The organism is Sphingomonas sp. LY54 (assembly GCF_035594035.1).
GTDB lineage: Bacteria > Pseudomonadota > Alphaproteobacteria > Sphingomonadales > Sphingomonadaceae > Allosphingosinicella.
Window position 1 is genome coordinate 2109577 of sequence record NZ_CP141588.1, and the last position, 22297, is coordinate 2131873.

The following is a 22297-nucleotide window of genomic DNA, read 5'->3' on the forward strand; positions in this document are numbered from 1 at the left end:
CTTACACCTTCTGAAGAACATTCACTTCGTAATCAGCGCCGAAGAGCTTGATGGGCTCCGGCATATTCCGGACCCAAGTCTGCTCTTTCATGCCGCGGAAGTAGCGAAGCGCCTTCATTTCAAGACCAGCGCGCCGAAAGGCGCGGTGAGCCTCCTGCGGTTTGATGCGGTTCATGTACATGATGTCGTTTAACTGGCCGTCCCGACAGATGCTCGCGACGGCCGCGGGGACATGGCCGTGGCGAGAGACCATGTTGTCATAGTAAAAGGCCATCAGGGCCTTTTCCGAAAATATGCGGTGCGCAAACGGGATTCCGATGATTGAATTCAGATGGCTGCCGAAGCGGGTTTGGTACGGGTGCCATCGATTCAGGAAAAGTCCACCGGGCTTCAACACGCGCCGAACCTCCGCGAGAGAGCGGTCCAGATTGGATAAGTGCTCGAGCACGGACGACGACAACACGAGGTCGATAGAGGCATCGGGCAACGGGATGCCGTTGTCGGGCGTGATCTGGCTGATATGGAACTTCAGCCCCAGGTCACGGGCCTGTTCGATTGCGGTTCCCGCATAGTCGATCGAAACGTCGACGCCGTAGGTCTCGGACGCGCCCTGTTTCGCATAGTAGAGGGTCTTGCCGGCGGAACCGCAGCCGAAATCGAGAACGACCTTACCACGAAGGTCATTGTACCCATAAAACTGGCCGAGAACGACTTCGCCCGATTTCTGAGTGGCGGCAAGGATCTTCTGCTGATCGCCCGATTCCAGTACGTCCACCCAGTTGGTGGCTTGGAAGAGCGGGTTGAGCGCACCGATTGCCCGCATCTGAATGTTCATGTCTTAGTCTTTCTAGATAGGGTTCGAGACGCTAGCGCGAAGCAGCCACACTGCTCCAGAATTCTTCGGCGAAATCCTCGACCCGGAGCGACGCGGGCGGCGAGACGAACCCCCCCGAGCCCAGCAGAACTGGTTTGACCCCGTCGCTGAGGTTTCGAATCGCCGAAAGAAGGTTGATGCAGCCGCTCCGGAATACGTCGCTCATAAGACGATCGATGTTCAACGTGCTTACGGGAATCGCGCTCTGGCTAATGATTTCGCCGGCATCCACCGCCTCGCTGACATAATGCACCGTGGTCCCGACGATCTTGCAGCCCTGTTCGATAGCGAGGCGCACCGGTTCCACGCCGATTGCTCCCTTGAATAGCGGCAAAAGCGAGTAATGGAGATTGATCATGCGCCCACTGAAGGCGCCGACGGTTTTAGAATCCAGAATTTTGTGGATGTTGGTGACGATAACATCCGGCCGAAGCTCTTGGAGTGCCGCACCCAGTTCTTCGGGCTCGGCCCGCGAATAGCGGATGACGTAGGTGGGTATCTGGCGAGCCTCGCAATAAGCGAGAGCCGGGCAATCACGGTCTGCCACCACTCCAACGAGTTCCGCGCCGGGAAGCTGTCCCTGTTCGATGGCGCGGTGGATGAACCGTAGGTTCCCGCCGCCGCCTGAAACCAGGAATACGATGCGTTGCTTGGCGCCAGCAGTCACCACGGTCATCCCTGGGCCGGCGTACCGATGAGTTCCAGCAGGTGATCGCAGACATAGTCGGCGTCATCCGGCGTCATGCTGGCGCTGATGGGCAGCGTCAGGATGAGCGGCGCCAGCGCTTCCGTTTCCGGCAACGAGCCTGAACCCATGCCCTCGTAGAGCGGCATGGTGTGCAGCGGGTGATAATGGAGCGATGCACCGATATTGGCATCGCGCATCCGCATCAGCAAAGCGTCGCGGGTGAGGCCGGCGGCCGCCAGCGCTTCGGGAGACAGGCGCACCAGCATCAGATGATGGGCATGCTCGGGACGGCCGACCCCCGCCTGGAACTCCGCCACGCCCTGGTTGGAGAGCCGCGAAACGTAGCGCTGCGCGATCTCCAGCCGCTTGGCCTGCATCTCGTCGAAGCGGGCGAGCTGGGCGCGCCCGATCGCCGCCTGCAAGTCGGTATAGTTCATCTTGTAGCCGAGGGTGTCGATGCCGCCGTTGAACGTAACGTTCGGATTGGTGAAGCGCCGCCAGGCGTCGGCGGGCAAGGCGTGGAGGCGCAGCGACCGGACCTTGTCGGCCAGGACGTCGTCCGCCGTCGCGACTGCGCCGCCTTCGGCGGTCGACAAATTCTTGTTGGCGTAGAAGCTGTAGCAGACGAGGTTGCCCGAAGCGCCGATGGGGCGGCCCTGCCGGTCGGTGGTGCCCAAAGCGTGGGCCGCGTCCTCGACGATGGCGACGCCCTCCGGCAGCACTGCACGAATTCCATCAATATCGGCTGCCAGCCCGCCCATATGCACGGGCATCACCGCCTTGGTGCGGGTGGTCAGCTTGTCGGCCACGCTCTCAGGCGTGATGCAGAAAGTGCGGGGGTCGATGTCGGCAAAGACCGGCTTGGCGCCCAGATAAAGCGCGGCATTGGCCGTGCTGCACCACGTCAGGCTGGGCACGATCACCTCGTCGTCCGGTCCGACGCCCAAAGCGAGAAGCGAGAGAAACAGCGCGGAGGTGCAGGAATTGACCGTCAGGACATGCCGGGCGCCGGTCGCTTCAGCGAGATCGGCTTCGAATGCCGCCGTCTCGTTTCCCTGGCCGATCCAGCCGCTCCGCATCACCGCGACCACGGCGGCGATTTCGGCCTCCGTGAAGTCGGGGCGGCCGAACGCCAGATACTCCGCTCTTTTCTCGATCGCCATGCCGGCTGAATCCTCTTGCGCTTTTTTGAACATGCTGGCCGTCCCCCTCAATATCCGGGGCGGGTTTCGTCGGCCAGATCGGCCAGATATCGGCCGTAACCCGTCTTGCCGAGCTCCTCGCCGCGTCGGCGCAAGGTCGCCCGATCGACCCAGCCCGCATAGAAGGCGATCTCCTCGAGGCACGCGACCTTGAATCCCTGGCGATGCTCGACGGTCTGCACGAACTGCGACGCTTCGAGCAGGCTGTCGTGGGTGCCGGTGTCGAGCCAGGCATAGCCGCGGCCCAACATTTCGACATAGAGCTGGCCGCGTTCCAGATAGACCTGGTTCACGCTCGTGATCTCGAGTTCGCCGCGGCCCGAAGGACGCACGTTGCGGGCGATGTCGACCACCTGTGCATCATAGAAATAGAGCCCCGTCACGGCCCAGTTCGACCGCGGCGTCGCAGGCTTTTCCTCGATCGATACCGCGCGCAGCTGATCGTCGAACTCGACGATGCCAAAGCGCTCGGGGTCGCGGACCTGATAGCCGAAGACCGTCGCCCCAAACGAGCGTTCGGCCGCGGCGATCAGCTTGGGGGAGAGGCGCGGCCCGTAGAAGAGATTGTCGCCGAGCACGAGGGCGACCGGCCCTCCGGCTATGAATTCCTCGCCGATCAGGAAGGCCTCGGCAATGCCATTGGGCTTTGCCTGGGTCGCGTAGCTGAACGAGACGCCAATGTCGCTCCCGTCGCCGAGCAACCGCTTGAACGCGCCCGCGTCCTCCGGCGTGGTAATGATCAGGATGTCCCGGATGCCGGCCAGCATCAGCACCGAGATGGGGTAATAGATCAGCGGCTTGTCGTATACCGGAAGCAGCTGTTTCGATGTCGACAGCGTGAGCGGATGAAGACGCGTGCCGGTGCCGCCGGCCAGTACGATGCCCTTCACAATGCGACAGCCTGTTTCTCGCTGGCCAGGCCCAGCCTTTCGCGCGCGTAGCGGTCGGAATGGATTTCGGCGCACCACCCGCGATTGGCCAGATACCATTCGATCGTGCGGCGAAGCCCGCTGGCAAAACTGTGCCTTGGCTCCCAGCCCAGTTCGCGCGACACTTTCTGATTGTCGATGGCGTAGCGGCGGTCGTGGCCGGGGCGGTCGGAAACGGTCGTGATCAAATCGGCAAAGCGGGCGATGCCGTCCGGCTTGGGAATGTCGAGTTCTTCCAGAATGTCACAGATCGCCCTTATCACTTCGATGTTGGTGCGCTCGCTCAGCCCGCCAATATTGTAGGTTTCGCCGACGACCCCGCGTGTCACGACCTGATACAGGGCCTCGGCATGATCCTCGACATAGATCCAGTCGCGGATCTGAAGGCCGTCGCCATAGACCGGCAGCGGCTTGCCTTCGATCGCGTTCAGAATCATCAGCGGGATCAGCTTCTCGGGAAATTGCCGCGGACCATAATTGTTCGATGTGTTGCTGACGATGGCGGGCAAGCCGTAGGTGCGCTGCCATGCCCGCACCAGATGGTCCGACGCCGCTTTCGATGCCGAATAAGGGCTGCTCGGGCTGTAGGGATGGGTCTCGGAAAAGGCCGGTGCGCCCGGCTCGAGGTCGCCGAATACTTCGTCGGTCGATACGTGGTGAAAGCGGAAGCCTTGCCTTTCGTCGCCCAGCGAGCGCCAGTAATCGAGCACGGCTTCCAAGAGGTTGAAAGTCCCCAGAATGTTGGTCTGGAGAAAATTCGCCGGAGCGTCGATCGAACGATCGACGTGGGATTCCGCGGCGAGATGCATGATCGCATCGGGGCGGCTGGACTCAAGCACCGACCGGATCTGATCCGGCGCGCAGATGTCGGCGTGGGCGAACCGATAGCGGGGATGGCAAATCTCCGCTGCGGCCGGATCGGCCGCATAAGTCAGCTTATCGAGATTCACGACCTCGTGCGGCGTGTGATCCAGAAGGTAGCGAACGAGCGCCGACCCGATGAAACCCGCCCCGCCGGTGACAAGAATGCGCACCGCTTTCCTCCGTTCAACCTGTAGTTGCGGCTTTTAGGCGGTGTAGAACTCGGCGGGGCCGCCGACCATGCCCACCCATTTTCCTTCAAACTCGAAGACCATGAACGGCCAATCCTGCCCCTTAACGAAGTCCCGGAAATGCGCGTTGTCCTGAATGTCGTCATACATGACTAACGTGCCGTCATGAAAGGCCGATTCCAGCGTCTCGTAGGCAAAGCGCCGTCCTTCGTACGACTTGTCGGAATCATAGTGGAAAAGGTCGATCTTCTCAATTTTGGCGGCGATCTGCGGGATGTTTGCCTGATCCCCGGCCATGAGCAGCGTCCAGCCCTCGCGCAGCTCCGGTTCGACGATATAGCCGACATAGCGCTCGGGATTGGCCAGTCTGAAATAAGGGAAATCGCTCGAATAAAGCGAGCCGCTGCCGTTCTTGGAGAGCGCGGTCAGGAACGCCCTGGAACTGTACCCGGCGGCGACCCCCGTCTCGACGACCGTTTGCGGGCGCAGCTTGCGGGTCAGGAAATAGAGAAGGTCGTATGCGCCACCTCCGCCGAGGTCGATGCCGAGCGCCTCGAGCCTCGGGCGCGCCATGGCATGCTGGTCCTTGGCGAACTGCGACGCCTCTTCCCACATTAAGGCGTCAATTCTTCTGGCCCAGGCGTCGATCGGGCGCGCCTGCGCGCGACACCATTGTTCGACCTCCTTGCGCGTGCGCTGTGCATCGCGCTCCCGCCAACGGAGCAGCGCCTTGTGCGCCATCACGCCTCCGTAACCTGGTTTGAGCACGTTTCGAAACAGGTTCAGTATGGTCGACATAAAGGGCCTTGCAGAATTCAGGAATATGATCGCGACGCTAGGCAGCAAAGGGCAGTTTGGCAACGACCCTGTTACTTTGCGTCTCAAGTCGAAAGGAACCAGCGCTCGTCATCTTCGATGGCCAGCGCAGTCAGAATCCCTGTTCGATAGGCGCCCGTGTCGATGGCGATCCGGTTCGGACGCTCTTCCACGCCATCGACGATCGTATGACCGTGCACCACGACGAAGCCATGCTCTTTAACATCGCTCAGGAAAGGATCTCGGATCCACCTGAGATCGGAATGGACCTGATCGTCCAGCGCAATGCCCGGCCGGATTCCGGCGTGGACGAAAAGATAGTCACCGAACCGAAAGGTGTCCGCAAAGCTTTCGAGAAATTCAGCGTGGCCGCGGGGCACCTGCGACGCCAAAATTCGCAGGGCCTCCTGCTCTTCGACCCGCTTGAGGCTGTCGGCCTCGATGCCATAGCTGTCGGCGCACTCCTTGCCGCCGAACCGCAGCCAGCTGTCGAGGATGCCGCGTTCGCCGCGCAACAGCCGGATCAGCACTTCCTCATGGTTGCCCGCTAGGAAAATGGGCCGGCCGAAAGGCGGCCGATATGTGCGAAGGCGCTCCACCACACCCGAGGAATCCGGCCCCCGGTCGACAAGATCGCCGAGGAAGATGATGAAAGTCTTCTTCGGCGCACGGGAGGTCGCATCCGCTTCGATTTTGGCGAGAAGATCATCCAGGAGGTCAAGCCGGCCATGGATGTCGCCGACTGCATAAGCGCGCGCTCCGACGGCGCCTTTCGGAGGAAGAGGTCCGTGATTCACCAGCCCGCGAGTCAGGCGCTTCAGGATGCTCACCGTGTCCACTCTCCCTCGGCCCCCACGGCCGTTTATTGGAATGGGGCGTCTAGACAGGGAATCATGGACGGGGAGCAAGCTAAAACGCAAGGCTTCGCGCCCTCCGGAAAAATTGATGGCATTCATTGTCGCGCAAGGGAAGTTCCCGTAATCGGTTGTTTCAACGGGATATCGTCTGGCCGGCTGGCGAGGGAATTTGATTGATGGGAAAGCTGTTTCACGTGGCCACCGCCGTCGCGGTTGGCATCGCTGGTGCCGGAGCGGGGAGCGCTCAAACCTACGATTGTGACGGCGCGCAGCGCGGCCTGACGGCCAAAAGACAGGATGTCGAACAGACGGTCCGGAAATATTCTGCCTGCGTAGCGAGCAGCAAGTTCGATAATAATTGCAGCGATGAGTTCACGCGTCTGCGCCACGCGCATGCCGATTACGAGCGGGCCGTGCTGGATACCCGGCGCTATTGCGGCCTTCGCTAGAGGCTAGTTCTCGGCGCGCATTCCATCATACAGTTGCTCATAGCGGCGACGAATTGCGTCCATCGAGAATTCCGCAACGATACGTTCGCGACCCTTCGCGCCTAGTTTTTCGCGCACCTCTTCTTCAAGCGAAGCCAAAGACGTGAGCGCCTCCGCCAATGCGACGGGATCCGCAGGCGGCACCGTGAGGCCGGCATCGCCGAGCAGTTCGGCCGAATCCCCGACTGTGGTCGTGACGCTCGGTCGCCCCACGCTCATCGCCTCGGCCAGCACGTTGGGAAAGCCTTCGCCGATCGAGTGCAGGCAGAAGAGGTCGAGCGCCCCTAGGCATTCGATCACATCCGTTCGCTCGCCGAGCAGTCGAAACTTCTCCGGACACCCCGTGGCGCCGATCCAGGCGTTGAGTTCCGGATTGGAGGAATCGTTCCCGCGACCCATCATCACGAAATATGCAGAGGGGATGGCCGCAGCCACCTGTGCCGCTGCGGCGACGAAGCCGCGCTGATCCTTTTGTGCGCTGAAGCGGCCGGCGCTTCCGATCACTAGCGCGTCTTCCGGCAGCTCCCATTCGATCCGTTTGCGCGCTCGCTGTTCCGCGGTGGGCAGGCCCGGGATCGAATAGCCATTCGGAATGAACACCGATTTCGCGGGATCGTAGCCCAGTCGCTCATGGATCGCTCTGGCCGAATTTCCAACGTACACGATGCGTTGGGGAATCCGCCTGGATAGGACGGCGCAGGCGCGGCGTACCCAGGTGGTGGCGCGCGACACGCCCATCTGGGGAGAAATGTCGGCGATGCGGACGCCCCAGGCGATATGCCGAAGTCCGGCTCGCCGGGCCGCCAATCCTCCGATCAGATCGGCATGGTACATCCAGGTTTGCACGATGTCCGGACGGAGCTCCCGGATCCGTCGCGACAGCCGAAGCACGATACGCGGCAAACCCAGGGGACCGTTGAGACCCATGGCCTCGACCTCGATCCCTGCGGCTTGCATCGCGGGGCCCACCCTGCCGAGGCCGCGCAACGAGATCACGCGGTGGCGATAGTCAGCGCTTCCAATATGCGATTCGATGAGCCTCTTCATCATCAACTCGGCGCCGCCGGTCTGAAGGTCGATGATGATGTGGACGATCAACATATCGTCATGAGGCGGTGCGCGACGGTTATCACCGTCATTGTCAGTAATGGCATCTGGTATCCTGGCCGCCGAGAAAGGGCACCCGCTTAACAAGCCGCGGGAAAACGGAAAAGGCCATGCTCGCTTTTCGGAAGGCGGGACGCGTCAGGGCTCCTTTGCCTGGAGCGCCCCCGTCTACGATATGTCCAGCCAATGCGGGCCGGTGGCAAGTTCTGTGCAAATTCTGGGTAAATGGTGATTTGGTCAGCTGAAATCCGCTGCGTGAGCGGTATCGAACCGCTACCTACATCCATTGATACATAGCCGCCCTTGCTTCGGTGCTATACTAGCGCTAGCTTCTTTTCTCCAGCGACTCTGCTTGGCTTAGGGAGAAGTCCATGTTGTCGAAAAAAATAAGCGCCTTGGCAGCCGGCGCCTTGCTGGTCGCATCGACCTCTGCAGTTGCGCAAACGGCGGCGGACACCGCCGCTCCGCTTGCATCTGCCGCGATGGTCCAGAGCAATGACGATGATGATGGCGGCGTCGACAGCACTACGGCCATTGGGATGGGTTTCCTTCTGCTCGTCATTGTCATCCTGATCGCGACGTCGGGCGGCGGCGATAAGGATGAAGAGCCGGAGACCCCGGTCAGCCCGTAACCTCAGCCCAGCTTCGGCATTCAAGGCGTCCCAGTCAGACTGGGGCGCCTTTTCTATATCCGGGGCCAAGACTGGTCCACAGTCGGCGCAATGGCTCATAAGCGAGCATTCGCTTGTTCCCGCGCGATTCTTAATATCGTACAGTAACCTCTTGCAAAACGGGGCGGTCGTCGCTGGCCCGCCCGGCAAAATACCCTGTTCATATTGGACGCTTTCTGTCTATGCTGCGAATCCCGCCGCGGCTTCACTGCGGCGCTAGGGAAACTCATGGCGGGATGATCATGGGGATGACATGTGGGGGGATGCGCTCGGCGCGATCATTACAGCGCCGACGTTTGAGGGAACTTGAAAAGCCGCGCGCGGGCAGCGGCCACACTCCGGGACGGCGGACCATCCTGCGCCTCGGCGCGGCAGCGACCTGCGCCGCCGCCTTGCTGACATCGCCGGTCTACGCCCAGCAGACTCCGCCGCCCGTGCCGCCTCCACCAACCCGTGAGGAGGTCGAGCGCGCTCCGCCGACCCCGCCGCTGCCGGCGCGCCCGCGGCTCAGCATCGAGGGCGACGTCGAACGCGCCCCGTGCGCGCTCGATACCGAGGCCAATCGCGGCGTCACTTTCACCGTCAACGCGGTCGAGTTCGCCGACCTGCAGCAGGTCTCGCCCGAAACGCTCCGTCCCGCTTATGCCGAATATATCGGCACCACCCAGCCGGTCGCTGTGATCTGCGAGATACGCGACCGCGCCGCGACGATCCTGCGCAATCTCGGCTATATCGCGGCGGTCGAGGTGCCCGAGCAGCGGATCGCCGACGGCACGATCCGCTTCCAGGTGCTGATGGCGAAGCTGGTCGGCATCCGCGTCCGCGGCGATGCCGGTCGCGCCGAACGCACCATCGCCGCCTATCTCCAGCGACTGACCGAGCAACCGGTCTTCAACCGCTTCGAGGCGGAGCGCTATCTCCTCCTTGCCGGGGACCTGCCCGGCTACGATGTGCGGCTGGCGCTGCGCTCGGCCAATGCCGGCCGGGGCGAGGTGATCGGCGAAGTCGCGGTGCTGCGCTCGCCCGGCCAGATCGACTTCAACATCCAGAATTTCGGCTCGACCGATCTCGGCCGGTTCGGCGGCCTGCTGCGCGGCCAGTTTTACGGCCTCACCGGCATGGGCGACCGGACCACGATCGGCCTGTTCAGCACCGCCGATCTCGACGAGCAGCAGACGATCCAGCTCGGCCACGAATTCCGTGTCGGCGGCGAGGGGCTGACCCTCGGCGGGCAATTCACTTACGCCTGGGCGGACCCGGACATCGACGATCCGCGCTTCGACGTGAAGGCGCGCACGCTGCTCGCCACGCTGGAGGCGTCCTACCCGTTCGTCCGCCGCCAAGCCGAGACGATCCGCGGCGCCGTCGGCTTCGACATCATCAACCAGCGCATCAACCTCAATGGCGATCCGCTCACTCGCGACAAATTGCGGGTCGGCTATCTGCGCCTCGATCTCGATGCGATCGATCCGGCCAGCCTCAGTCGAATCGACGGCTTCTCGGCCGCAGAGCCGCGCTGGCGCGCCGCCGGCTCGCTGCAGTTGCGCCAGGGCTTCGACATATTGGACGCGACCGACGGCTGCGGACCGGCGCAGGTGCGCTGCATCGGACCCGGCGGCACCGACATCAGCCGCCGCGAGGGCGACGGCACCGGCACCGTCCTGCGTTTCGCCGGCATCGGCGAGGTGCGGCCTGTCCCGAACATCGTCTTCGCGCTCGGCATGCGCGCGCAGCAGTCGCACAGCAAATTGCTGAGCTTCGAGGAATTCTCGGCCGGCAATTATACGGTCGGGCGCGGCTACGATCCGGGCACCTTGCTGGGCGACCGCGGCATCGGCTTCCAGGCCGAGGTCAGGGTCGGCAGCCTGATGCCGCCCTCGCTGGACGGCTATGCGATCCAGGGTTTCGTCTTCCTCGATCATGCCAAGGTCTGGAACGAGGACCGCCAGAACGCCCTCGACATCCAGCAGGATCTGACCTCGATCGGCGGCGGCGTGCGCGCCGTCTATGGCGACCGGGCCCAGCTTGAGGTCGCGCTCGCGGTCCCGCTCGAGCGCGCCGGCACGCTCGCCACCGAGAAGCCCGATCCGCGTCTGCTCGTATCCCTCACGACCCGGCTCTGGCCATGGAGCTTGCGATGAAAGCCCAGCGCACGTCCGCCTCTCCCGTCCGCCTTGGCGCCGCGCGCCGGAGACTGCTGCTCTCCTGCGCGGTGGCCGGCGTGATCGCCTCCGCCTTCCCGGCCGAACGGGCGCTCGCCCAGGCGTTTCAGGGTTCGCCGGCGGTCGCGGCCGGGAGCGCCACGCGCAACCTTACGGGCCCCACGACCGAAACGATCACGGTGGCGAGCCCCAGCGCGATCCTCAACTGGACGCCCAGCGACAATCAGGGCAGCGGCCCGATCGATTTCCTGCCGGCCGGCCATGTCGCGACCTTCACCAACGGTCCCAGCAACGCGAATTTCGCAGTGCTCAACCGGATCATCGCGGCCGACCCGAACCGCACCGTCGTTTTCAACGGCCAGGTCGTCTCCCAGCTGCAGTCGGGCGCGGGCGCCGTCACTGGCGGATCGGTCGCCTTCTACAGCCCCGGCGGAATCCTGGTCAGCTCGTCCGCCGTGTTCGACGTGGGCAGCCTGCTGCTGACGACGCTCGATCCGATCAACTACGGGGTCGGGCCGAATGCCGCGCTTCAGCTTCGCGGTGCCGCCAACAGCACGTCTTCGGTCGCGGTCGCGGCGGGTGCCCAGATCAGGGCGCTGGCGGCCGGCAGCTACGTGGCAATGGCCGCGCCCCGCATCGACATGCAGGGGGCGGTCCGCGCCGATGGCTCGATCGCTTATATAGCGGCAGAATCGGTCGATCTCACGATCGACAGCGGCCTGTTCGACATCACCGTCAACACCGGCACGACCGTGTCGACGCCGGTGACGCACGGCGGCTCGTCCGGCGGGCCCGCCAGCACCGGCGCCGGCGATGCGCAGCGCGTCTTCATGGTCGCGGTGCCCAAGAACCAGGCGATCACGATGGTCCTGCAGGGCTCGGTCGGCTTCGACGCCGCGACCAGCGCGACCGTCGAGAATGGCGCGATCGTCCTTTCGGCCGGCCACAACATCATCAACGGCACGATCGCCCAGAATCCGAACAACTCGCTGGCCGCCAACGTGCACGTCAACGGCGGCAACTTCACGTCGGACGTGACCGGCCGCGCCACCACCGACTTCTTCGTCGCCGGCCTGTCGGCGACGGCCGACTTCACAGGGGATCTCGATATCCAGGGCGGCGCACGCGCGCATGTTGGCTCGCGCGTCGGCGGCGAGACGCTGACCATCGCCGGCGATCTCTCGATTTCGGCGGAGCAGGATCGGACCACGCTCGGCGTGCCGACCGCCGCGACCGGCGGCGAGGCCCTGCTCTATACGAACAATGGCGGCAGCGTGACGGTCGGCGGGTCGGTCACGATCAACGCCGATGGGCGGGCTTCCGGCGGCGGCACGAGCAGCAACGGCGGGGCCGGGCAGGGCGGCGTCGCGCGGATCAGCGCGGGCTCGGGTACGATCGACATCGCCGGCTCGGCAACGGTCAGCGCCTCCGGCTTCGGCGGCAATGGCGGGACCTCCAATCAGGGCGGCGCGGGCACCGGCGGCACGGCCGACATCCTCGCGAGCACCGGCGGCACGATCGCGATCGACGGTTTCGCCTCGGTCGCCGCCAACGGCCGCGGCGGGGTGGGCGGCGCCTCGGGCCGCGGCGGCGCCGGCACCGGTGGCCACGCCAATCTCGTCAACAGTGGCGGCGCGGGCTTCACGATCGGCGGCGTTCCCTTCGTCGATGCGCTGGGGATCGGCGGCGGCGGCGGCGCGGGCGGCGACGGCACCGGCGGCTTGGGCGTGGTCCAGGCGCAAAATGGCACCATGACCCTCGTCGGGGCGCTCGATCTCGACTCTCGCGGTCTTGGCGGGCTCGCGACGCAGGCGGGACAAGCGGGCGGCGCCGGACTCGGCGGCAACGGCAATGTTTCCGCCGGGCCGGGCGGAACCCTGGCCATGACGGATGGAGGCATCGTCGATGCCCGCGGTCAGGGCGGCAGCGGACCGATTGGCGGCGCCGGGACCGGCGGCGCCGCGATCCTCAACGCCAATGGCGGCGATGTCACGGCCGGCGATTCGGTCCTGCTGCTGGCCGACGGCAGCGGCGCGTCGGGCTCCGCGGGCGCTGGCGGCATTGGCCGTGGCGGCCGCGCTCTGGCGCTGGCGATCGGAGGCGACCTGACGCTCGCTTCGAATATCTTCGTCGGCGCCGGCGGCACCGGCGGGGGCTCCACCGGAACGGTCGGCGGCGCCGGCCGCGGCGGCCTCGCCGAGCTGGTCGTGCGGAACGGCGGTACGATGGACTTCACGACGGCTTCGCTGCAGGTCAATGGTATCGGCGGCGCCGGCGCGACCGGTGGCGTGGGCGAAGGCGGCTTCAATACGCAGCCCGAAACGGCCGCGCCTGACGGCGGCATATTCGTGTCTGTCGCGAATGGGACGATCACGGGCGATTCGATTCAGCAAACATCCTTCGGCTTCGGCGGCAACGGGCTGAGCGGGGTGGGCGGCAATGGCGCAGGCGGCAATGTGCACGTCGCCGCGCTCAACAGCACCGGCCCCAGCCGCGTCGAAGTGCCCAGTCTCTCGCTTCTCGCAGGCGGATTCGGTGGCAGCGGTGCTGCCGGTGCCGCGGGCGCGGGCGGCGCACGCGGCGGTGACGGCCGGGGCGGTTCGGCCAGCGTGCTGGCACAGACGCTCAACGGCACGGTGGTCAACACCAGCGCAACGCTCGACATGTCGGGTCATGGCGGACAGGGCGGCGCAGGGGGCAACGGCGGGTCCGGCGCCGGTGGTACCGGCGGCGCGGGCGGCGACGGATTTGGCGGCGGCGGCACGGTCGGAACGGCAAGCGGCGACGGCTCCGGCACGCCGGCCGGCGCGGGCAATAACGGTTCGATCTCCGTCCTTGCACACGGCATTGGCGGCAGCGGCGGGACGGGCGGCACTGGCGCGACCGGCGGCGTCGGCGGAGCCGGCACCGGCGGCGGGGCGCTGTTGCTGGCCCGTGGCGGTACGCTCGATGTCGGCGCCGCGTCGCTCAACGCCGACGGCTTCGGCGGCATCGGCGGGCAAGGCGGCGCGACCGGGGTGAGCGCGGGCCGGGGCGGGCTCGGCGCGGGTGGCGAAGCGGCAACCGTAATGACTGTCCGTTTCATGACCAGCGATCCGGCGACGGCGACGGTCGATGCGCTGGATCTGTCGGCCAGCGGACACGGGGCCGGCAGCGGCACCCTCCTCGGGGAATCGCACTACGGCACGACGTTGGTCGAGGTCATCGGTAGCACGGCGACCTTCGGCCTGGTGACCGCGGAGGCGCTCGGCAACACGGCGCGCAACGACGGCCAGACCTTCGCCGAGCCGTCTTACTTCCGAGCCAATGGCGGGACCCTGGGAGTGACTGGCGGGTTATTCGTCAACTCCTCGGGCGGCGCCTTGTTCGAAGCGATCGGCTCCGGCCTGTTCGACCTGGACGGCGATCTCGTCGTGGCCACGAGCGGCGGCCCGGGATCGATCGATTTCCGCGCCGTCGGCCAGGGCCGGTTCGACGTCGCGGGCATTCTGTCCGCGACCACGTCGGGCGACGATACCGATATCACGGTGCATCACGCCACCGACGCCACCAATCCGGCACAGCCTGTCGGCCTCGTCACCATCAACGCCGGCAACGTCCTGTTCTCGGGCCACGACATCGACACCGAGGGCAGCCTCATCCGTGCCGTCCAGACGGTCGACTTCACGACGTTCGACGATATCAACGCCGGCGACATCCAGGCGGGCACATCGATCGCCATGCGACTGGCCCCGGCCGCCGATCTCTCGGTCGACAATGATCCGGTCACGACGATCGTCGGCGTCGTCGAGGCGCCGCTGATCGACATCGAAGCGGCGAACCTCGATATCGAGGAGACCGGCGCGCTCGGCGGCGACGCCACCAATCGCATCAACCTGACCGTCCGGAGCAACGGCCAGGCGGCGATCATCGGCGGACCGGAGCCCACGCAGCCGGTGGAGGGCGGACCCTTCCACCTGTCGCAGGAGGAAGCGGAGCGGATCGAGACCAACACGATCGTCCTCACCGCACCGGCGGTCAGCACCGACCCGAACCGCGGCCCGGATGTCGTCATCCGCGATCTCACCTTTGCCGGCACGCAGCTCGATGGCGCGTCGGAGGTCACGGTCACTTCGCCCGGGCGGCTCCGGGTGGAGGGCGCCGTGCTCTATGGCGGCGCGGCGGCGACCGACCAGCTCAATCTGATCGGTGGCGAGCGGGTCGAGGTCGTCACCCCGACCGGGAGCATCAGGATCGTCGACAGCCAGGGCGCGCTCAGCGGCTCGCTGCTGATGCGGTCGATCAATCTATGGGTGACCGATGCCGCGCTCGCGGCGCAGCTTGCGGCCGATCCCGCCTTCGCCGGCCGGACCCAGGCCCTGCGGACCAATAACGGCCCGGTGAACGAGGCCGGCTTCGTCCAGGCCGGGGCCATTTCCCTGCTCTCGGGCGGGACGCTCTACGTGCAGAATACCGGCACCGCGACCCAGTTCGCCGGCCTCACCGCGGGTGGCGGCGGCCTGCTGATCGGCAGCTTCTCGCCGATCGCGGGTAGCGGCGGCAGCTTCTCCTTCACCGGCCAGCTGGTCACTGCCGACGACGTGCTGTTCTTCGATTTCACGATCGACTCGTCACGTGTGATCACGTTGCGCAGCTTCTCTTATGCGGGTGGGACGAACGGTAATGGCGACGTCATCCCGGCTGGCGGGTTCGATCCGATCCTCGCTCTGTTCGACGCGATGGGCGCGCTGATCGGCGACAATGACGATGGCGGCGCGGCCGTTCCGGCCGATCCGGTGACGGGCAACCGCTACGACGTTTTCTTCCAGCAGACGCTGCAGCCCGGCAGCTACCGGGTCGCCGTCACCGCCTTCAGCAATTTCGCCAACGGCCCCAACCTGTCCGACGGCTTCGACGGCGGCGGCAGCTTCGGCGGACGGTCGCAGCAATTCGCTTTCGACGTGCAGGGTGCCACATCGGCCAGCGGACCGGGCGCCGAAGCGCCGCCGATCGACGTGGTCGCCTTCGGCCGCATCCGCAACGCCGACGGCAGCTTCGCCACCGGCGAGCAGGCCTTCAACGGGCTCGATAGGGCCGGCGTCACCTTCACGTCGACGTCGGAATTCAACACAATCAACATCAATACGGGGCCGGTCGTGCCGCCCCCGCCACCCCCGCCGCCGCCAGATCCGCCGCCACCTCCGCCGCCGCCCCCGCCGCCTCCGCCGGCACCGCCGCCGGTCTCGGGATCGGAAGTGGTGCTCGGGCCGATCGAGGCTGAGCCGACCGGCGCCGCGGGCGAGGAAACCGGCGAGGGTGATTCCGGGCCGGGCGGCTTCGGCTCGGGCTTCGTCGGGCTGATCGATACGCAGGCGCTCGCCGGCGAGGCTTTGATCGAGGAGCCGGTCGCGAGCGGCGGCGACAGCACGTTGTGGACCGATTGCGAGGACGAGGATCCGGACGGGGACGACCAATGCTGAACTGGAGCAGAGCCCTCATCGCCGCGGCCCTGGTCGCCGCTCCCGCCGCAGCCCCGGCGCAGTCGCTCGGGCTGCAGGACAGCTTCCGCCTGGGCTCGGGCGCGGGCATCCTCTGCTCCGCCCAGGTCGCGAGCAACGACAAGGCGCTCAGCGACATGTTCGATCAGGCCTATGCCATCGTGTGTAGAGACGCCGCGGTACCGGTCGGCCGACTGTACGTGCTGCGCGATCGCGGCGGTGATCCGGGCGCCCGCCTGGCGACGCTGCGCGCGGACGTGGCCGAATGCGCGGCGCCCAGCCAGCAGCAAGTGGAGGAACTCGCCTCGGTCGCCGCTTCCGAATGCAAGATGAAGGATTTGGACGTCGGCTACCGCGTCTATGCCTGGCGCGGCAAGAACGGCCTCTACGTCGCCGAAGGTCTTGCCGGCTATGACAGCGCCCTTCGCCTCGGCCTGCGTTCGATCGTCGCGGACCGCCTCGTCCCGGGCGAAATCTCGATCGCCACCACCCAGGCCGGCAACGCCGCCTCGTTCGCCCGCGTGCAGGCTGGCACGCTCGACCCGCGCCGGGCTCTGACGGAAGCCTATCGCCGCAACAATGCCGGCGCCTATGCCGAAGCGGCGGAATTCTTCGGCACCCTGCTCGCCAGCGGCGATGCGGCGAGCCAGGGCGAAGCCGCGCTGAACGAAGCGCTGCAGCAGTCGAACCTCGGCAATTTCGCCGGTGCCGAATCGTCGTTCACGCGGGCACGCGGCATGATCGGTACCGATCCGGTCTTGATGCGGATGATGCGCAACTATCGCGCCATGCACCTGATGAATCAGGGACGGTCGCGCCAGGCCCTGGCCGAGCTCGACCGCAGCCTGGACGTCCAGGAAAGCGGTACGACGACCGCCAACCTTTCCAGCCTCGAAATCGATGCTGCCACCGCGGCACGGCTCAATTCGGAGACCTCCGTCTCGCGCCAGCTAAGCCTCGCCGGCGGCGGCCTCCTGCCCGAGGACAAGGTGCAGATCCTCGATGGGCAGGCGCAACACTTGCGCGGCACGATTCTGCGTTTGCAGGACAAGCCCGTCGAGGCCTCGGCCGGGCTCAATGCCGCGCTGGCGCAGCTCGGTGCGGTCCGCGGCGGCCGCGTCAGCTCGACGGTATGGATGCGGGCGCAATTGCTCGGCGAACTCGCCTCGCTCGCCGAGGAGCAGGGCAACGCGGCCGAGGCCGAGCGCCAGCACCAGGCCGCGGTGAGCTTGCTCACCGCCAATTACCCGAATAGCGCCGCCTTGCTGAACAGCCAGTCGCGGTTGGCCGCTTTCTACAGCCGCACCGGCCAGACCGCTCCTGCGCTCGCCCTCTATCGGCAGATCGTCGATGCCAACGCGGCCAGCGGCAACAGCTCGCCGGTCTTGCAGCGGACGCTGGCGCCCTATTTCGCCCTGCTCTCGCAACAGGCGTCGGACCCCGCGGCGGTGGCGGATATGTTCAAGGCGAGCCAGGTGCTGGTCCGTCCCGGCGTCGCCCAGACCCAGGCGATCCTCGCCCGCGAGCTTTCCGGCGGTAGCGACGATGCGGCCCGCCTGTTCCGACAGTCTGTTACGCTGACCCGTGATATCGAACGCAACCGCGTCGAGACGGCGCGCCTTTCTGCGTTGGCTGCGCCGACCGCGGCGGACAGCGCCCGGCTGGCCGAGCTCCAGGTGCGACTAGGCGAGATGGAGCGCGACCAGGTGGCGACCCAGGCAAAGCTCGCAGAATATCCGCGCTACCGCGTGCTTTCGGGCGGGGCGATGGGGCTGGACGAGCTGCAGCAGGTGCTGCGCGAGGGCGAAGCCTATTACAAGATGACGATGGTCGGCGACGACGGCTACGCCATCTTCGTCACGCCGCAATCGGCCCGCGCCTACAAGCTCGGCATCAACCGGACCGGGTTGGACGAACAGGTCGATGCCCTGCGCAACACCATCTCGACGGTCGAGAACGGCCAGCTCGTTACCTATCCGTTCGATGCGCAGTTGGCGCACCGTCTGTATGGCGAACTGTTCCAACCGATCGACGGCGAACTCGCCGCGGTCCGCCATCTCATCTTCGAGCCCGACGGCGCGATGCTGCGGCTGCCGCCCAACCTGCTCGTCACCGAGCAAGCAGGCGTCGACGCCTATCTCGCAAAGGCCAAGCGGCCCGATGACGACGGCTTCGATTTCACCAGCGTGCGCTGGCTCGGGCGCGATCGCGACGTCAGCACCGCCGTGTCGGCGCGCTCGTTCCGCGACGTCCGCCAGGTTGAGCGCTCGGACGCGGCCAACGACTATATCGGTTTCGGCGAGAATGCGCCGCCGTCCGGGACGGTCCAGACCGCCAGCGCCGTCCGCGGGCTGATGGGCGAGGCCGACAGCTGCAACTGGTCGATTGCCGAATGGACGCGGCCGATTTCCTCCGAGGAGCTGCGGACGGCGAGCTCCTCGATCGGCCGCAAGAGCGAGATCGTGACCGGCGAGGCCTTTACCGATACGGCGATCAAGCAGCGGTCCGACCTCTCGCAATATCGGATCATGCATTTCGCGACCCACGGCCTCGTCACCGCCCCGCGCCCCGAATGCCCGGCGCGGCCGGCGTTGATGACGAGCTTCGGCCAGGGCGATTCGGACGGGCTTCTGACCTTCGCCGAGATTTACGACCTCAAGATCGACGCCGATCTCGTCATTCTCTCGGCCTGCGATACCGCGGGCAAGGCGACGGTCGCGGCGACCCGCGAGGCCGGCGTCACCAGCGGCGGCGACCAGGCGCTTGATGGTCTCGTCCGCGCCTTCGTCGGCGCCGGCGGGCGATCGGTGATCGCGAGCCATTGGCCGGTTCCGGACGATTATGACGCGACCAAGCGGCTGATTTCAGGCCTGTTCACTGCCGCGCCAGGCACTTCGACCGCGACCGCCCTGCGCAACGCCCAGCTCCAGCTGATGGCGCGGCCCGAAACGTCGCATCCTTATTATTGGTCCGGCTTCGCCATCATCGGCGACGGCGCCGCGGCGGTGGTGCCGAAGGGCTGAAGTGAAATTCGTAGGTGGCCCCGGCCGCAACGCTTTCTAAGGTAAAGCGGGTGTATCGTCCGCGGGCCCAATCAGGCCCGAGCGGACGAAAGATGCGAGTCGAGACATTTCCAGCCAAAGCACGTGACGATTCATCGTCGCTGGACCGGATCCGCCCGGTGATTCTGTCGGGAGGATCGGGAACTCGCCTCTGGCCGATGTCCCGTTCGCTCTATCCGAAGCAACTGCTGGCGCTCGCGCAGGCCGAGACGATGCTGCAGGCGACCGCCTGCCGCGCCAGCGGGCCTGACTTTCAGGGCCCAATCGTCGTCGCAGGCGAGGAGCACCGCTTCATGGTCAAGGACCAGTTGGAAGCGAGCGGCTCGCCTGCCGACGCCATCCTGCTGGAGCCGCAGGGCCGCAACACGGCCGCGGCAATTGCGATCGCGGCGCGCTGGATCATCGCTTCGGGTTCTGACGACATCATGCTGGTGATGCCGTCGGACCATCTCGTCAACGACATAGACGCCTTCCATCGCGCCATCGCAGCGGCCCTGCCTGCCGTTCATGCCGGCGCCCTGGCAACCTTCGGCATCCGGCCGGACCGACCGGAAACCGGCTACGGCTATATCGAGGCGGGTGAGGCGCATCCGCTGGCGGCAGGGGCCTTTGCCGTCGCCCGGTTCGTCGAGAAGCCGGAAACCGCCCGCGCCGAAGCCCTGATTGCGCAAGGCAACGTTTATTGGAACGGCGGCATCTTCCTTTTCCGGGCTTCGGCCCTCCTCGCGGAACTCGCAGTCCACGCCCCCGAAGTTGCCAAGGCTGCGGAAAGCGCGATGGCCGGGAGCGTACCGGACGGCAGTTTCGTCCGCCCGGATGCGGCAGCGTTCCTGGCCTGCCCGAGCATCTCGATCGATTATGCCGTAATGGAGCATACCGCCCTCGCCTGCGTGGTGCCGGCGGACATGGGCTGGTCGGACGTGGGATCGTGGGATGCGTTGTGGGAGGTCTCACCCAAGGACGCGGACGGAAATGTCGTCCACGGCGACGTGATCGCCATCGATTCCTGCGGCTCGCTGCTCCGCAGCGACACCGCCCAAACGATCGCGACCGTCGGTGTGGAGAATCTTGCGGTGATCGCCACCCGGGACGCTATCCTCGTCATGCCGCGCGATCGGGCGCAGGATGCCAAGCGGGTCGTCGAGGCGCTGGAAGTGGCGGGGCGTGACACGCATCTCGTGCCCGCGCAGGTGCATCGTCCCTGGGGAACCTATGAGACGACCGATTCGGGGCACCGCTTCAAGACCAAGCGGATCGTGGTGAAGCCGGGACAGCAACTGTCGCTGCAGAAGCACCATCACCGCTCGGAGCATTGGATCATCGTCAGCGGCACGGCGCGCGTCACCGTCGGCGAGGAAGTGTTCCTGCTGCAGGAAAATCAGTCGACGTATATCCCTGCCGGAACCGTCCATCGCCTCGAGAATCCGGGCCGGATCCCGCTTCACCTCATCGAAGTGCAATGCGGCCCCTATCTCGGCGAGGACGATATCGTCCGCCTGGAAGATACTTACGGCCGGCTAGATTAGTCAACCCGGCGTCCGATACCCGTCCACTGGAGCCCGGCTTCGGCCGCGTCCTCGGGCGGATAGACGTTGCGCAGGTCGACGAGGATCGGCCGGGCCATGATCGTCTTGAGCCGCTTCAGGTCGAGCGCGCGCAGTACATCCCATTCGGTGACGATGACGGCGGCGTCTGCGCCCTCGGCGGCCTCATAGGGGTCGGCGCAAAAGGTGACGTTGGGCATCAGTGGCCGTGCCTGTTCGACGCCCTCCGGGTCGTAGCCGCGGACGGCGGCGCCGGCATCCTCGAGTGCCTGAACGATCGCGAGCGACGGCGCGTCGCGCATGTCGTCCGTGTTGGGCTTGAAGGTGAGGCCCAGCAGAGCGACGGTGGCGCCGCGTGCGTCCCCGCCCAAGGCCTGGATGACCTTGCGGCCCATCGCCCGCTTGCGCGCGTCATTCACGCTGACCACGGATTCGACGATCCGGAGCGGCGTCTGGAAGTCTTCGGCCGTCTTCAGCAGCGCCAGCGTATCTTTCGGGAAGCACGAGCCGCCATAGCCCGGACCCGCGTGCAAAAACTTGCCGCCGATACGATTATCCAAGCCAATTCCACGACTTACGTCCTGGACGTCGGCGCCGACGATTTCGCAAAGATCGGCCATTTCGTTAATGAACGTGATCTTGGTCGCGAGGAAGGCGTTGGCCGCATATTTGGTGAGCTCGGCGGTGCGACGGCTGGTAAACAGCAGGGGCGCCTTGTTGAGATAGAGCGGGCGATAGACTTCGCGCATGATCTGCGCCGCGCGCTCGTCCTCGGTGCCGACGATGATGCGGTCGGGACGCTTGAAGTCCTCGATCGCTGCGCCCTCGCGCAGGAATTCGGGATTGGACACGACCCAGGCCTCGACGTCGGGCGCCGTCTCGCGGATGATGCGCTCGACCTCGTCGCCGGTGCCGACCGGCACGGTCGACTTGGTCACGACCACGGTCGGCTTGCGCAGCGCCTCCGCAATCTCCTTCGTGGCCCCATAGACATAGCTCAGGTCGGCATGACCGTCGCCACGACGCGACGGCGTGCCGACGGCGATGAACACCGCATCGGCATCCGCGACCGCCGAGGGCAGATCGGTCGTAAAGGAGAGGCGGCCTTCCTTGACGTTGCGCTCGACCAGCAGGTCCAGGCCCGGTTCGAAGATCGGCATCACACCCTTCTTGAGCGCCTCGATCTTGCTCGCGTCCTTGTCGACGCACACCACATGATGGCCGAAATCCGAGAAGCAGGCTCCGGAGACGAGGCCGACATAGCCGGTCCCGATCATGGCAATACGCATCGACGATCCTCAGATGGCGTGAAAGTTGCGCCCGCTTAACAAAGGCCGCGGCAAGGTGAAAGGCCGGTAACGGGCCAAG

General features: G+C 65.8%; 15 protein-coding genes. 5 read left to right on the plus strand and 10 right to left on the minus strand.

Annotation, left to right across the window (positions count from 1 at the left end):
• Window position 1: 1 nt before the first annotated feature.
• From SH591_RS10695 to SH591_RS10735, 9 genes are all read right to left on the minus strand, one after another.
• Complete coding sequence (locus SH591_RS10695; protein WP_324749106.1) at window positions 2–835, minus strand: class I SAM-dependent methyltransferase; 834 nt, start codon at window positions 833–835, stop codon at window positions 2–4.
• A gap of 31 nt (window positions 836–866) precedes the next feature.
• The gene (gene purN, locus SH591_RS10700) at window positions 867–1550 is read right to left on the minus strand and encodes a phosphoribosylglycinamide formyltransferase (RefSeq protein WP_324749107.1); all 684 of its coding nucleotides are present in this window, start codon (window positions 1548–1550) and stop codon (window positions 867–869) included.
• Window positions 1547–2725, minus strand: a complete 1179-nt coding sequence (locus SH591_RS10705) for a DegT/DnrJ/EryC1/StrS family aminotransferase (protein ID WP_324749108.1) — start codon at window positions 2723–2725, stop codon at window positions 1547–1549. The genes purN and SH591_RS10705 overlap by 4 nt, the downstream gene beginning before the upstream one ends.
• 47 nt (window positions 2726–2772) lie before the next feature.
• Window positions 2773–3654, minus strand: coding sequence for a glucose-1-phosphate thymidylyltransferase RfbA (gene rfbA, locus SH591_RS10710; protein WP_324749109.1), 882 nt, complete (start codon window positions 3652–3654; stop codon window positions 2773–2775).
• Window positions 3651–4727, minus strand: a complete 1077-nt coding sequence (gene rfbB, locus SH591_RS10715) for a dTDP-glucose 4,6-dehydratase (RefSeq protein ID WP_324749110.1) — start codon at window positions 4725–4727, stop codon at window positions 3651–3653. The genes rfbA and rfbB overlap by 4 nt, the downstream gene beginning before the upstream one ends.
• Before the next feature lie 33 nt (window positions 4728–4760).
• Window positions 4761–5543, minus strand: coding sequence for a class I SAM-dependent methyltransferase (locus tag SH591_RS10720; protein WP_324749111.1), 783 nt, complete (start codon window positions 5541–5543; stop codon window positions 4761–4763).
• 83 nt (window positions 5544–5626) lie between these two features.
• Window positions 5627–6391, minus strand: coding sequence for a metallophosphoesterase (locus tag SH591_RS10725; protein WP_324749112.1), 765 nt, complete (start codon window positions 6389–6391; stop codon window positions 5627–5629).
• A 122-nt stretch (window positions 6392–6513) separates the two neighbouring features.
• Window positions 6514–6807 (minus strand): hypothetical protein, encoded by a 294-nt coding sequence (locus SH591_RS10730; protein WP_324749113.1) that lies wholly within the window; start codon window positions 6805–6807, stop codon window positions 6514–6516.
• A gap of 63 nt (window positions 6808–6870) precedes the next feature.
• The gene (locus SH591_RS10735; RefSeq protein ID WP_324749114.1) at window positions 6871–8007 is read right to left on the minus strand and encodes a glycosyltransferase; all 1137 of its coding nucleotides are present in this window, start codon (window positions 8005–8007) and stop codon (window positions 6871–6873) included.
• A gap of 377 nt (window positions 8008–8384) precedes the next feature.
• Between SH591_RS10735 and SH591_RS10740 the strand changes: the two genes are divergently transcribed.
• The 5 genes from SH591_RS10740 to SH591_RS10760 all read left to right on the plus strand — a co-directional run bounded on the left by SH591_RS10740 (window position 8385) and on the right by SH591_RS10760 (window position 20911).
• Window positions 8385–8645, plus strand: coding sequence for a hypothetical protein (locus SH591_RS10740; RefSeq protein WP_324749115.1), 261 nt, complete (start codon window positions 8385–8387; stop codon window positions 8643–8645).
• A gap of 335 nt (window positions 8646–8980) precedes the next feature.
• Entirely contained in the window at window positions 8981–10825 is a 1845-nt protein-coding gene (locus tag SH591_RS10745) for a ShlB/FhaC/HecB family hemolysin secretion/activation protein (RefSeq protein WP_324749116.1), read from the plus strand.
• Complete coding sequence (locus SH591_RS10750) at window positions 10822–16305, plus strand: DVUA0089 family protein (RefSeq protein ID WP_324749117.1); 5484 nt, start codon at window positions 10822–10824, stop codon at window positions 16303–16305. Before SH591_RS10745 ends, SH591_RS10750 begins: the two co-directional genes overlap by 4 nt.
• The gene (locus tag SH591_RS10755; protein ID WP_324749118.1) at window positions 16299–19346 is read left to right on the plus strand and encodes a CHAT domain-containing protein; all 3048 of its coding nucleotides are present in this window, start codon (window positions 16299–16301) and stop codon (window positions 19344–19346) included. Before SH591_RS10750 ends, SH591_RS10755 begins: the two co-directional genes overlap by 7 nt.
• A gap of 14 nt (window positions 19347–19360) precedes the next feature.
• On the plus strand, window positions 19361–20911 hold the full coding sequence (locus tag SH591_RS10760; RefSeq protein WP_324749119.1) for a mannose-1-phosphate guanylyltransferase/mannose-6-phosphate isomerase: 1551 nt from the start codon (window positions 19361–19363) through the stop codon (window positions 20909–20911).
• On the opposite strand, the gene SH591_RS10765 is transcribed toward SH591_RS10760, so the two are convergent.
• Window positions 20908–22218, minus strand: a complete 1311-nt coding sequence (locus tag SH591_RS10765; RefSeq protein ID WP_324749120.1) for a UDP-glucose dehydrogenase family protein — start codon at window positions 22216–22218, stop codon at window positions 20908–20910. The two genes, SH591_RS10760 and SH591_RS10765, sit on opposite strands and share 4 nt — an antisense overlap.
• Between the last annotated feature and the right edge of the window lie 79 nt (window positions 22219–22297).